The sequence below is a fragment of the Arcticibacter tournemirensis genome (assembly GCF_006716645.1).
Classification (GTDB): Bacteria; Bacteroidota; Bacteroidia; order Sphingobacteriales; family Sphingobacteriaceae; genus Arcticibacter; species Arcticibacter tournemirensis.
The window spans coordinates 798,612-812,170 of the sequence record NZ_VFPL01000001.1 but is presented as its reverse complement, the minus strand read 5'-3'; the positions used below and the strand labels follow the sequence as shown (position 1 = coordinate 812,170).

The following is a 13,559-nucleotide window of genomic DNA, read 5'->3' as shown; positions in this document are numbered from 1 at the left end:
TTTGGTTTTTTGGTTGTTTATTCAGTTTACTGCATTCTTTATTTTACATAGTTGCTTATAAATAACACCTTACATCTTTACAGATACTGCTTTCCCTGTATAGTTCACTTTCTGTTTTGGCTGTAAGCTTAAGTTTAAAGGACTCGCTTTTCGGTGACTGAGCCATACTATCTGGATAGTCCTGTTCTGAAGCATGCCGTCGAAGCTTCCTTTTCTTTCTCCAATGGTCAGTGTTTTTGTTTTTTCTGTATAGGTAAAGGGAATAGTGCTGTATGCCCCTTTCTCGTAGTTGTAGTTGGTTCCCTCGTCTTCATAGAGGGTAAAGCTGGCGTCAAGTCCTGCATAGACATATAAGGTTATAGGATCGGCCGCCTTCTCTGAAGTATACTGCAATTCCGGCCCGAATGGAATGATCGATCCTTCCTTCACATAAACCGGTATTCTCTCATATGGAGCATCCGCCATGATAGTGTTCCCGCCCGCCTTGTATTCGCCGTTATATAAATCATACCAGCCGGATCCGCGAGGTAAATACACTTGCCGGTCCGTTGCTTTATATTCATATACAGGGTTGATCAGAAGCGATGGGCCGAACATGTATTGATCACCGATATTCTTCACCGCTGTATCAGATGCAAAATCCATAATCAATCCTCTCATAATCGTGTAATTCTCATGATAAGCTTTACCAGCAAGCGAATAGATATAAGGCATGAGACGATAGCGGAGCTTATTATAGTACAGCATACTTTTATATGCGGGGTGATCTTCGGGCGCTATATTATAGATTTCGCGGTATGGGAACTGGCCGTGCACCCTGAAGATTGGCGTAAACGCCCCAAACTGGTACCAGCGTTCATTCAACTCACGCCATTCGTCAAGATCCTTCTCTTTGGCATCTTCGAAGCGCTTCTCTACTGAAAAACCTCCAATATCCATGGTCCAGTAGGGTAATCCTGACAATGAAAAGTTTATTCCTGCGGGGATCTGGTCTTTCATATCATGCCAGCGGGAAGAAATATCCCCGCTCCATGTAGCTGCCGAATAGCGTTGCTGCCCGCCGTACGATGCACGGGTAAGGATAAATACCCGGTCTTCGGGGTTGGCAGCCCGCTGTCCTTCGTAAATTCCTTTAGCATTCTGCAGCGGAAAGGCGTTGAAATACCGCATTCCTGAGCCAATAGAGGGACTCATTAATGTTTTACGAGTCTCCACATCCAGGTTTGAGTGAATATCTGGTTCTGTAGCATCAAGCCACCAGGCATCTATGCCCTTCTTATACAGCTTATCATTCAATAGACTCCAGAAGCCGGCTCTTGCCTCCGCATTAAAGGGATCGTAAAACGTCGATGAGTAGCCCTTGCCTATCCAGTCTTTACGTCCGTCCTCTATGTTGCGCATATAGAGCCATCCTTTTTTCTCGAAGTCGTTATAAGTTTTAATACCCTTATAAAACTTCGGCCAGACAGAGATCATGAGGCGGGTGTGGTATTTTATATGCAGATCGCTCAGCATCTTTCCGGGCGAAGGGAAACGATCTGGATCGAACTCCTGGCTGCCCCATTGGTCCTGGGCCCAGTAAGACCAGTCGAGAACAATATTGTCCAGTGGAATCTTCCTTTCCCGGAATGTCTTTACGGTATTTAATATTTCATCCTGCGTCTTATACCGCTCGCGGCTCTGCCAGAAGCCCATGGCCCACTTAGGCATGATCGGGGCCTTCCCTGTCAGACTGCGGTAGCCGCTGATAACCTCATCAGGGTTTCTTCCGCTGATGAAATAATAGTCGATCTGATCGGCTGCCTCGGAGCTAAAGGCCAGCTGGTTCTGCTGTCCCAGCGGAACCGGCCCCAGCCATTTTAGTGAAAGATAAGACTCGCTGCCGTCGGGGATCCACTCGATAGTCAGCGGGTATTTTTTGCCCTTCTCGAACGCATACGAAAGCTCTATGGCTCCAGCGTTCCAGGGCTGACGCCATCTGTCAGCAAGAAGCTTCTCTCCTATCCATATTTTTATATATCCGGCGTACTTAACAAAAAAAGTATGCTGACCATTGTAAGGCGATTCGATAGAACCTTCCCACCTCACTTTTCCATCCGCCAGCTTGAAGCTGTCGGGAAAGGTTTTCATATCCTTCAGGAAAGAGTAATCGAGGTCTGACTCTGCACGGGAAACAAGCACGTTGCTCTTCTCTTTACCGCTATAAGTAGCAGTAAGCCATCCGTACTTCCCTTCCTTAGAATAAAGTTTCAGTCCCGACAAGGGTTGAATGTCTCTAACATCTCCCACCTTCGTGATCGAATAATTATCCCATAAGATGCCATAATTTTTGCTTGACATCAAAAAGGGGACAGCTACGTCTGTATTATAATGCGACAGGACAACCTGCCGCCCCTGGTAATTCATCACGCCATTCTGATGCTGGCCCAATCCATAAAAACCTTCTGTCGCATCGGTCTCAAATACCTGGTTAATCTTATAAAAAGCGTCGCCAGAATAGGAGGAGTTAACAAAAGAAGCATTAGTGCGGATCGCTTCTTTTAGTATAGGCTGCCCATTGTTATCCGTAAAGGCTACTGCTCCGTTGATTAAGCTAACGTTGGCAGTTAATAACGCAGTTTTGAGACTGACTGCTTCCGGGGACTGGCTTAAATGCCAGGAAGGAGCCTTAGGAAGACTGTCGACTACCATAAGGCTTTTATAGGTAACCGGGAAGCCGGAAATGGCCGAAGTAACCCGGATGATATTGTCAGAAATTACCTGAAGGCGAATACTCTGTGCCGGCAAACCGGCCTTGCCTGGCACACTTATCCGCACTCCGTCGGACAGACGCTTCACCTCAGCAGACTGGGAAAAAACTTTCACTGATACAAAAAAGCAGGTCAAAAAAACAGTTAGTATTCTTTTACGCATAACTCGGTTAGTTAATTAATAAAGCATATTTCGGAAATCAGAATTGCCTTATTTACTGCCGTAAAACTACAGGAGCTTATAAAATCGGAGGGTACAGAAATGTTTACAAATAGGAGAGCAAATGTTAACCAGCATACGAAATGTTCGCCAATAGGCCATAAAACGCTAAACTACTCAGAGTTATCCTCCTTTTTGAGTTTAGACCAGGACGATGGCAGAACGCCAAACTCAGTCTTGAAATACTTCGCAAACGCCTTCGGATTATTAAACCCTACCTCATATGCTATTTCAGAAACTGTAGTTTGTGACTTATCGAGCAGGAGGGCGGCTCTTTTTAACCGGATAGTTCGAATAAACTCACTAGGAGTTTGGCGCGTCAGCTGGAGTAGTTTTTTGTATAACGCCACCCTGCTCATGCACATTTCTTTACTAAATTCTTCAACGGAAAAATCCGGGTTAGATATATTGCGCTCTATAATTGCCAATGCCTGCCGGATAAATTTCTCATCAGCAGAAACAACATCTATCTCGGTAGGTTTAACTTCAACCTGCCTTTGATATGTCTTGCGCAATGACTCATGCTGTGTTAGCAGATTTTTAATCTTCGAAATCAGGATTTCAAAATTAAATGGCTTAGTCATGTAATCGCTCGCTCCGGTTTCCAAACCTCTGAGTAATTGCTCTTCGCCAGTCATTGCGGTAAGCAGAATAACCGGTATATGAACAGTACGTTTATCGTTTCGTATTTTCAGACACAGATCTATGCCGTTCATTTCGGGCATGCTTATATCCGACACAATAAGGTCCGGATGATTCCCAAGCGCCCTGGCCCATCCCGTTTTTCCATTTTCGGCTTCTATGACATTATAGTACTGTCTCAGGTTATCTTTCAAATAGAATCTGAAGTCTTCATTGTCTTCAACCAGAAGTATGGTTAACCTTTTCTCGCTAAACTCCTCTCGTCCTTTCAAAAGAGCGCCTGGCTCATCTATAACGGTCGAAAGTATTTGTCCTGACGCTTTTACCGGCAGTTCTACGGTAAAACAACTTCCTTTATTCGGTTCGCTATCGACTCTGATCGTTCCATGATGCAGATTTACAAACTCCCGTGTTATTGCCAGTCCTATTCCACTTCCCTGATTTACCATAGAGCCCGGCACATCGTTTTGAAAAAAGCGTTCAAATATCAACTCCTGTTTTTCCTTCGGTATACCTATTCCACTATCCCGGATGGAGATCTTGAGGACATAAGCCTCTCCCGCCCTTTGCTCCAGGGCGAGTTCCAGGGAAATAGTCCCTCCGTCGGATGTAAATTTAAAAGCGTTTGAAAGTAAATTGAACAGGATCCTGTCTACCTTGTCATGGTCGAACGCCGTAACGAAATTGTTTAATGCAGATTTAAGCGAAAACCTGATGTCTTTTTTTTCTGCAAGATCAGTAAAAGATTGAAAGCTCTCTTTGATAAAGTCAACTATATCACCCTCTTCTAACTGCAGCTTCAACTCATTCACTTCCATTTTCCTGAAGTCCATTAGCTGGTTTACAAGATTGAGAAGACGGCGCGCATTTCGCTGAATCAACTGCAAATGACGTTTTTCATCACTGCTGTCGGATATGTTCTTTAACAGCTTATCGAGAGGGCTCAAGATAAGCGAAAGTGGGGTACGGAATTCGTGACTGACATTTGTAAAGAACTTTATCTTCATCATATCAAGTTCATGCATCCGCTGTGCCTCCTGCCGTTCCTGTTCGACAGCAAACTGACTTTTGAGCTCTTTGATACCCCGCCAGCGGATATACAATAAAAGTCCAAGTATCGCAACGATATAGGCTGCATAGGCAAGCGGCGTTTTCCAGAAGGGCGGTCGAATAGTAATTTTCAAAGAACTACCATCGTTATTCCATACCCCGCTGTCATTCGAAGCACGTACTCTGAATATATATTCTCCGGGATCGAGGTTTGTATATGTCGCTTTCCTGTTCCTGCTATCGGTCGTCAGCCAGTTTGTATTGAACCCTTCAAGCTTATATGCGTACTTATTCTTAGCTGCATTGGAAAAGTTTAGGGCAGCGAACTCTATGGAAAATACGTTCTGGTCATAGTTAAGTATGATTTCGCTTGTTTCACTGATAGAATGCTTAAGAATACCATTTCCATCCACTGCCTCGCCCGGTAAAACACTCCTGTTGAATAGCTGAAAGTCGGTAAACACCACTGCCGGCGCCTTTTTGCTAACACTGATCGCTTCGGGACTAAAAAGGTTAAATCCATTTGCACCACCAAATATCAATTCTCCCCTGCGTGTTTTAAGTGCCGCATTTTCATTAAATCCCCGTCCCTGTAACCCGTCGAGCTCATCATAATTTCTGAATATATAGTGGCCCGTCCCATTTTTCCGGGTATGTATACAGCAGATTCCATTAGGAGTACTGAGCCATATGTTACCCTTGCTGTCTTCGAGAATGGTGAGTATGGTATTGTCAGGTAAGCCATCGGTACTCCGCAAACGTCTGAATTTCCCTTTTCTCCAATCATAGATATTCAGACCATCCTGGGTGCCGGCCCATATTCTCCCGGCAGAGTCTTCCAGTAAAGAAATAACATTGTTGTTGCTTAAGCTTCCATTGTCTGTCTCTGAATGAGCATAATGTACAAACTTTCCGCTCCGCTTCATCTTTATATCAATGCCATTGTCTGTCGCTATCCAGATATTCCCTCTGCGGTCTTCGAGTAAAGCGGCGATGTAATTTGACTGAATGGAATTGGGGCCAGACTTAAAACGTTCGAAAGATCGCTTTTCGGGGATGAAGCGATTTAAACCGCCTGCGAGTGTCCCGATCCATAGATTCTTGTTAGAATCTTCCATAATTTCCCAGACCCTATCGTCCGACAAACTCGATGAATCCGAATTGTTATACCGGTAATGAGTAAATGTCTTTCCGTCAAAACAATCCAGACCACCAAAATAAGTTCCTACCCAGAGCTTTTGCTGGTGATCAATACATAAACTAACGACAACGTCATTACTCAGGCTATTACTATTTCCGGGCTCATGTTTAAACGTTAAGAAACTATTCTTTTGCCGGTCAAAATAAACAAGTCCTCCCCCGTTGGTCCCTATCCATAGATTGCCCTTTGCATCTTCCACAAATCGGTTTACATCCTCGTAACTGAGACTGTTTGGTTCTTTGGGCTGGTGGCGATACAGCGGGAATTTTATGATACTTTCATGGTAGTAACTAATTCCCTTTTTAAAAGTTCCCACCCACATGACTCCGTTATTGTCACGGTAAATGACGGGTGTACTATTCTGAGCAAGACTTTTTTCGTCCGACTCCCGATTTAGGAGATAGGTCACTTTACCGGTCTTTTTGTTTAAAAGATTAATTCCTCCATGATCTGTGCCTACCCAGATAATCCCGCTGTTGTCTTCACTTATGCTGTAAATGTTGTTTGTATTTAGCCGGAACCTGCCACTGTCGGTTGTGTAATATTCTGTTACCCCATTCGATGGATTAATGTGAACGACTCCCCTTGGTTGGTCTACCGCATATACCCATAGATCATCATCCTTGTCGATAAACAGCTTCCATGAAGCCGTATCTCCTGCAGAAGATGGCTTGAAACGCGTCTGCAGGCTGCTTCCGCGGGAGTCGATCCGCTCGATAAGACCGTTGTTATAAACCACCCATATCCCACTTCGTTTGTCGATATTTAAAGCGCTAAACCCGACAGTCGTTTTCTTCACAAGAACGGCATTTACTGTCCCCTCCTTATAGTAATATAATCCGCTGCTTGTGATTATCCAGAAACGGCCCCTGCGGTCGTCTCTAAGATCGAGGAGTGTACCTTTTATCTTCAGTCGGGATAAAAAAAGTTCAGGACGCCGGTCAAATCTTTCCTTTACCGGATCGTAAATAACAAAGCCCATGCGGGTTTGAACCCACAACTTATTTTCCGGCCCTTGTTGAATATTAATAATGTTATCATCGTTTATAGACGTACTATCTTTTATCACATGCCTGAATACTTTAAATGTATATCCGTCGAACCGGTTCAGTCCCGACATGGTCCCGAACCACATAAAGCCCTTCCGGTCTTTGAAGATACAGTTCACCTGATTGTGAGATAACCCTTGAGAAATATTCAATGCCGAGAATTGATACTGAAGAGATTGTGCTTTAGTTTCCTTATAGAGCAACAGCGGAACACAGAACAGGATAAAAGGATAGAGACGGCTTAACATTAATTAGCGGATTGTTTTTCAAAGGCTTCACAGACAGCCTGATCAAGGTTCTAATTTAATGATTATTTTTCTTGAAAAGACAGGATCTATGAAAAATGCCTGGCAATTCGGTAAATCTGTATCGGAACGGAATGGCCTGGCCTGGCCTGCCATAAAGGTTTATAACATGGTAAATGGACTTTTACGCCTTCAGTAAAATGCCCCGGCAACTGAATCCCCGGGGCATCTAAAGATAGTCAGCTAGTGTATGTTCAAGTAAAATGATTCGCTTTTCCTCAAAAAAGAAGATCTTAAGCCTATTGATACTTAAAACTTACAACTTATTACGTATAACTTGCTACGTATAACTTAACACTAAAATATATACTTCGTACTCAAAAAGTTGGAAGTATGTCCGCTCACGATTTCATTAAATAGCTTTTTATTATTCTCATTCAGCTTGGTAGCTACCAGTGATCTGATCGAAAATGATCGTAATGCATCATGAACCGACAATGTTCCTTCGGCGCTGTCTTTACGACCAGTAAACGGAAACACATCCGGTCCGCGCTGACACTGAGCATTGATATTCACCCGGCTTACCAGGTTCACAAAAGGATCTATCAGTGCAGACACCTCCTCGGCGTCATTACTGAAAATACTTACCTGCATTCCATGTGGCGAATCGATCTGGTATTGGATCGGCTCTTCAATAGATTCGAACGGAACTACCGGAATTACCGGACCAAACTGCTCTTCCCTGTACAGCTTCATCTTTTCGTTCACCGGATACACAACTGCCGGATAGAAGAACGATTCGTGGGTTTCACCTCCATGCTCATTTACAACACTTGCACCGTTTGCAATTGCATCGTCGATACATTCCTGCAGGTATGCCGGTTTCCCAGGTTCTGTCACCGGAGTAAGTTTAACATCTTTATCCCATGGCAGGCCGCATTTTAGTTTGGCTATCTCCTCTCCCAACAGCTTCAGGAACTCATCGGCAACATCCTTATGAACAAAGATCATTTTGATCGCTGTACAACGCTGTCCATTGAAAGATAACGCGCCCAGGATACATTCGCTCACAGATAGCTTAAGGTCGGCATTTTTGGTAACAATAGCTGCGTTTTTAGCATCCAGACTTAATACGGCACGAAGCCTGTTAATCTTCGGATGTCTCTTTTTCAAGTCATTTGCCACCTTACTTGACCCAATAAAAGCCAGGACATTTATCTTGCCCGTTGCCATCAGTCCGGGTGTTACTACCGCACCACGTCCATAAATCGTATTAACAACCCCTTTAGGGAACGATTCCTGGAAAGCTTTCAGCAATGGGTAGTGAAGTAACGTACCGTGTTTGGGTGGTTTAAACAAAAGCGTATTTCCCATCAATATTGCGGGAATAAGCGTGGTAAAAGTCTCGTTGAGAGGATAGTTAAAGGGGCCCATACAGAGCACCACACCAATTGGCGAGCGTCGGATCTGAGCGACTACGCCTTCCTCTATTTCAAACCTCGACGACTGCCGGTCAATATCTTTAAGGGCATCAATAGTCGCATTAATATATTCGACAGTACGGTCAAACTCCTTCGTTGAATCAGCATACGATTTTCCGATCTCCCACATAATAAGCTTCACGATCAGATCGCGCTGCTCGCTCATCTTAAAGATGAAGCGTTCCATACACTTGATACGTCCGTCAATACTCATGGTTGGCCACTCACCACGACCGTTATCGTAGGCGGCTATAGCGGCGTCAAGCGCATGTGTCGCTTCCTTCTCGGTACATACAGGGTATGTACCAATCAGCTTTCGCTTCAGCCCCTCGGAAGTGGGAACACAAACAGGCGAATAAACTTCGCTCACTGCTCCATCCCAGGGACGCATTTCTCCATCGCAGAGATACTCCCTTTGATGTATCTCCCCGATCAGGAATTCCGGCGGAATCTGATCCTCCGGAACAAAAATTGATTCTAGATTTAACTTTTCACTCATAATCGTGTGTTAATTCGATAATTAAGGATTCCAGATAGAGAACCCACTTATTTAATAGCAGCCAAACGCTGAAAGGTAGCTGTAATATTACAAACTTAGGCGAATTGTTGTCATCTCCAAAAGAATGACCACTTCTCTAATACCCTCAAGGCAAATTTTACAGTATAAAAACATCTGCTGAGGAAAAGACATAAAAAAAGACCCCTGGCAACCAAAACCAGGGATCCTTTTTTCTTTGGTTCCTATTATAGATCTGTGATAGGCTTATATTTAGGAACTAATATATTCATAACGGTCCAGCCTATCAGATAAGCTACCGCGCAAATAGAGAAAATGATAAAATATCCTGCCTCTTCGCCTTTAAAGCCCATAAACACCATATTAGTTTGCCCGGCATAGTCAAACAGCACGCCAGAACTTTTATTGATAATGAAAGCACCTACGCCTCCAGCCATACCGCCAATACCAGTAATGGTTGCAATAGCTTTTTTAGGGAACATATCGCCGACAGTCGAAAAAATATTTGCCGACCATGCCTGGTGAGCTGCACCGGCGATACCTATGATGATCACCGGGATCCAGTAAGTAATCTGTCCCAATGGCTGTGCCAATAAGGCAAGGAGCGGAAAAAAGGCAAATATCAGCATTGCCCTCATACGACCGGCATATGGATTCATCCCTCTTTTATCAACGAAATAAGATGGCAGCCATCCACCAATAATGGAAAGAAGAGTGATCATGTAAAGTACAAAAAGCGGAAGTGCACTTTCTGTAGTATCCATACCGTAAACAGAGCTTAAATAGGCCGGTGTCCAGAACAGAAAGAACCACCATACTCCGTCCGTCATAAACTTGCCAAAGGCGAATGCCCAGGTCTGGCGATATCCGAAAGCTTCCTTAAACGTTACTTTTTTCTCTGGAATACCCTCTACATTATCTACAATCTTCTTATCATATACTATATCCTGTTGAATATAGGCAAGTTCGGCAGCGCTCACTTTAGGATGAACTTCAGGTTTCTTATACACAAATACCCAGAACCCCATCCAAACGAAACCAAGAGCACCTATAATAATAAACGACATTTCCCAACCCCATGCGGCAGCAATAAAAGGAATTGTAACAGGAGCAGCCAGGGCACCTACAGTAGCGCCTGCATTAAATATACTGGTTGATAAAGCTCTGTCCTTTTTTGGAAAATACTCTGCTGTAGCTTTTATTGCAGCCGGGAAGTTTCCAGCCTCGCCAAAGGCAAGTACAAGCCTGGCGAAGATAAACAGCGTCACACTAACTGATATCACCATTCCCGTATTATTTACCGTTGCAATGGCCTCCTTAGCTTCTTCAAAACCTACCAGCCATTTCCCTGTAAGGATTCCTGAAGTTGCAATTCCACAAAAAGCGTGAAGACATGCGCCAAGGGACCAAACTCCAATAGCCCACAGAAACCCCTTTTTTGTATCTAACCGGTCCACGAAACGACCGGCAAACAACATACTTACTGCGTAGAAAATAGAAAAAAGGGCGGTAATATTCCCGTAGTCATTGTTAGTCCAGTGAAATTCAGGAACAATAAAATCCTTCCACGTTAGTGAAAGGACCTGCCGGTCTAAATAGTTGATTGTCGTAGCAAAAAACAACATGGCACATATCGTCCACCTGTAATTTCCTATTTTAGTTTGTCCCATTTCGTTATAATTAGGTTCTGTTAGTTTATTTTTTGCAAGACTGCACTATTTCCATAGCCTGTTTAGTAAGGGAAATCAATTCATCATACTTCTTATTTTCCATGATATCCTTACTTACCAGCTTACTTCCCATTCCAACTGCACAAACTCCAGCCTTAAACCACCCTGCAATATTGTCTCTGTCAAGATCAACTCCTCCTGTAGGCATAAACAATAAATTCGGGAAAAGCTCTTTAATGCCAGACAGGAAAGATGGCCCGAGTATATTTCCAGGGAATAATTTTACAAACTTAGCACCCAGCTTCTCGGCCCTGATGATCTCGGTTGGAGTCATGCAGCCTGGTACCCAAAGCATATTGTTCTTATCGGCTACTTCTGCGGCGTCTTCAACAAGTCCGGGACTGATGATATAATCTGCACCTGCGTCGATGAAAGCCTGAGCGGCTGCGGCGTCTTTAATCGTACCGACACCAAGATACATTCCTTTTAATTCAGTATCACAAACCTTCTTCATAGCAGCAAAATTTGTCAATGCTGCCTCTCCCCTGTTTGTATATTCAACCGATCTGATGCCGGCACTATACAGTGCTTTTAGCAAATCCACACTTACCTGAGTATCCTTGTTAAAATACAATGGCAATATACCTTGTTCAGGTATTACTTTTAAAAGTTCTGATTTCTTATCCATATTATGATTCGTGAAAATTTCGGAAATATAATGAGGCTAATGTATAAAATTTATGATAACTTCAACCGGCTCATGACGAGAATCACTTATTAAAACCCGGCTAATTTTTATCATTTTATCATCTAACTGGCTTTTTTATTAAGAAAATCTTAATTTTTCTTTTTAATTGTGAACTAATGTTTCAGCCGGAAACGATTGCACAAATTTTTTACGAAATCCCATTACGGGTTCCTGCATTTCGCGCAACTATAACGTACTTTTGGAAAACTCTTTTGAAAGTATAATTAATAAACCTTTTTAAATATAAAAATTATCATTTTAAGATGTCTAAAAAAGTTGTAACACTGGGAGAAATTATGATGCGTTTATCAACTCCCGGATTTGAGCGGTTTGTACAGAGCGACAGCTTTGACGTAACTTATGGCGGCGGTGAAGCAAATGTTGCCGTAGCGGTAACTAATTATGGCTTAAACGGAGTATTCGTTACCAAAGTACCTGATAACGCCTTAGGCCAGGCTGCCATAAACCATATCAGAAGATATGGCGTAGATACTCAACATATTGCAAGAGGTGGAAAAAGATTAGGTATCTATTTTCTGGAAACAGGTGCTTCAATGCGTGCGTCTCAGGTAATTTACGACCGTGCCGACGCTTCTATCGCTGATGTAGACGTTTCTGAATTTGACTTTGATAAAATCTTCGAAGGTGCCGACTGGTTCCACACTACAGGAATCACCCCTGCACTAAGCGATAAAGCCGCTGCACTTACAGAGGCTGCCTTAAAAGCGGCTAAAGCAAAGGGCATTACAACCAGTATCGACCTTAACTATCGTAAAAAGTTGTGGAGCAAAGAGAAAGCAAGAGAAGTAATGACTAAACTTTGCCAATACGTTGATGTATGTATCGGCAACGAAGAAGATGCTGAAACTACTTTAGGATTCAAGAGCGCCGGAACAGATATTACAAAAGGTGAATTAAACCTCGCGGGATATAAAGATGTATTTCAGCAGATGAAAGAGAAGTTTGGATTTAAATACATTGCTTCTACTTTGCGTGAAAGCCATAGCGCTTCCGACAATGGATGGTCTGCACTGGTATACGACGGCAATGAATTCTATCATACAAAACAGTATGAAGTTCGTATAGTCGACCGTGTAGGTAGTGGCGACTCATTTGCAAGTGGATTTATCTACGGTCTGGTGAGCGGTATGCCGATGGGCGAGGCTGCTGAATTTGGTGTTGGAGCTTCCGCACTGAAACACACTATTCCTGGTGACCTGAATCATGCTACACTTTCTGAAGTTCAAACCCTTATCAAAGGTGATGCTTCCGGAAGAGTTCAAAGATAATTACTTACCCAATGCGGGATCGTAATAAATTATAGGAAAATCCGCCTGCGCGCTTCGATGTGCCTGGCGGATTTTTTATTTTTACTTTAACTAATTGATTATTTCTCAAATCTCATTACTCACGTCTAAAAACTACACAATGATTATAGATTCTTTAGAAAACGCCGACAAATACCTGAGCGTTCACAAACACTTTGCTAAAGCTTTTGAATATCTCAAAAACGAGGATTTACAGTCGCTCGAAGTTGGTAAAACTGTAATTGAAGAAGGATCGCTGACCTCCGCTGTTTCGGCGAAAGAAGGCGCGAAAGTTGAAGACGCTAAATTTGAAGCTCACAACAACTTTATCGACATCCAGGTATGTATCTCTGGAAAAGAAAAAATGGGATGGAGCACCCGCAGTGTGTGCACGAATCCTGTTGCTCCATATAACCCGGAAAAGGACGTTATTTTTTACAATGACAAACCAGGAATGTACTTCGAACTACAGCCCGGTCAGTTTGCTATCTTCTTTCCTGAAGATGTACATGCCCCAATGATCGGCGAAGGAGTTATTAAAAAGCTGGTTATTAAAGTGAAAATCTAGGATTGGTTATGAATCATGAGTTATGGATTATGAATTTAAAGGCACTCATAATCCATAACTCATCACCCATAACTAAAAAAGAGGCTTTCCTTTCGGAGAAGCCTCTTTTCA

8 protein-coding genes are annotated in these 13,559 nt (G+C 43.1%); 3 read left to right on the top strand and 5 right to left on the bottom strand.

Annotation, left to right across the window (positions count from 1 at the left end; genetic code table 11):
• Nucleotides 1-69: 69 nt before the first annotated feature.
• Nucleotides 70-2,913, bottom strand: a complete 2,844-nt coding sequence (locus tag BDE36_RS03480; RefSeq protein ID WP_141813738.1) for a TIM-barrel domain-containing protein — start codon at nt 2,911-2,913, stop codon at nt 70-72.
• 170 nt (nt 2,914-3,083) lie between these two features.
• Nucleotides 3,084-7,160, bottom strand: a complete 4,077-nt coding sequence (locus BDE36_RS03475; RefSeq protein WP_141813737.1) for a hybrid sensor histidine kinase/response regulator transcription factor — start codon at nt 7,158-7,160, stop codon at nt 3,084-3,086.
• Between the two features lie 58 nt (nt 7,161-7,218).
• On the opposite strand from BDE36_RS03475, the gene BDE36_RS23540 reads away from it, so the two are divergent.
• Entirely contained in the window at nt 7,219-7,356 is a 138-nt protein-coding gene (locus BDE36_RS23540) for a hypothetical protein (RefSeq protein ID WP_161987525.1), read from the top strand.
• A 158-nt stretch (nt 7,357-7,514) separates the two neighbouring features.
• Here BDE36_RS23540 and BDE36_RS03470 read toward each other — a convergent pair whose 3' ends face one another.
• The 3 genes from BDE36_RS03470 to BDE36_RS03460 form a co-directional block, all read right to left on the bottom strand.
• A complete protein-coding gene (locus tag BDE36_RS03470) occupies nt 7,515-9,137 on the bottom strand; it encodes an NADP-dependent glyceraldehyde-3-phosphate dehydrogenase (protein WP_128767808.1) in 1,623 nt (540 codons plus the stop codon).
• A gap of 245 nt (nt 9,138-9,382) precedes the next feature.
• Nucleotides 9,383-10,825: an MFS transporter gene (locus tag BDE36_RS03465; RefSeq protein ID WP_128767809.1), complete on the bottom strand. Its 1,443-nt coding sequence runs from the start codon at nt 10,823-10,825 to the stop codon at nt 9,383-9,385.
• A 25-nt stretch (nt 10,826-10,850) separates the two neighbouring features.
• A complete protein-coding gene (locus BDE36_RS03460; protein WP_128767810.1) occupies nt 10,851-11,513 on the bottom strand; it encodes a bifunctional 4-hydroxy-2-oxoglutarate aldolase/2-dehydro-3-deoxy-phosphogluconate aldolase in 663 nt (220 codons plus the stop codon).
• Between the two features lie 323 nt (nt 11,514-11,836).
• Here BDE36_RS03460 and BDE36_RS03455 point away from each other — a divergent pair, with 323 nt between their 5' ends.
• Both BDE36_RS03455 and BDE36_RS03450 read left to right on the top strand, forming a co-directional pair.
• Nucleotides 11,837-12,862 (top strand): sugar kinase, encoded by a 1,026-nt coding sequence (locus BDE36_RS03455; RefSeq protein WP_128767811.1) that lies wholly within the window; start codon nt 11,837-11,839, stop codon nt 12,860-12,862.
• Between the two features lie 139 nt (nt 12,863-13,001).
• Nucleotides 13,002-13,448: a NanQ anomerase/TabA/YiaL family protein gene (locus BDE36_RS03450; protein ID WP_128767812.1), complete on the top strand. Its 447-nt coding sequence runs from the start codon at nt 13,002-13,004 to the stop codon at nt 13,446-13,448.
• Nucleotides 13,449-13,559 lie beyond the last annotated feature (111 nt).

What these genes read in the sequence shown, in the direction of transcription:
- BDE36_RS23540 (WP_161987525.1), top strand. Translation starts at nt 7,219, where the DNA reads ATGATTATTTTTCTTGAAAAGACAGGATCTATGAAAAATGCCTGGCAA.
- BDE36_RS03470 (WP_128767808.1), bottom strand. Translation starts at nt 9,137, where the DNA reads ATGAGTGAAAAGTTAAATCTAGAATCAATTTTTGTTCCGGAGGATCAG.
- BDE36_RS03475 (WP_141813737.1), bottom strand. Translation starts at nt 7,160, where the DNA reads ATGTTAAGCCGTCTCTATCCTTTTATCCTGTTCTGTGTTCCGCTGTTG.
- BDE36_RS03460 (WP_128767810.1), bottom strand. Translation starts at nt 11,513, where the DNA reads ATGGATAAGAAATCAGAACTTTTAAAAGTAATACCTGAACAAGGTATA.
- BDE36_RS03455 (WP_128767811.1), top strand. Translation starts at nt 11,837, where the DNA reads ATGTCTAAAAAAGTTGTAACACTGGGAGAAATTATGATGCGTTTATCA.
- BDE36_RS03450 (WP_128767812.1), top strand. Translation starts at nt 13,002, where the DNA reads ATGATTATAGATTCTTTAGAAAACGCCGACAAATACCTGAGCGTTCAC.
- BDE36_RS03480 (WP_141813738.1), bottom strand. Translation starts at nt 2,913, where the DNA reads ATGCGTAAAAGAATACTAACTGTTTTTTTGACCTGCTTTTTTGTATCA.
- BDE36_RS03465 (WP_128767809.1), bottom strand. Translation starts at nt 10,825, where the DNA reads ATGGGACAAACTAAAATAGGAAATTACAGGTGGACGATATGTGCCATG.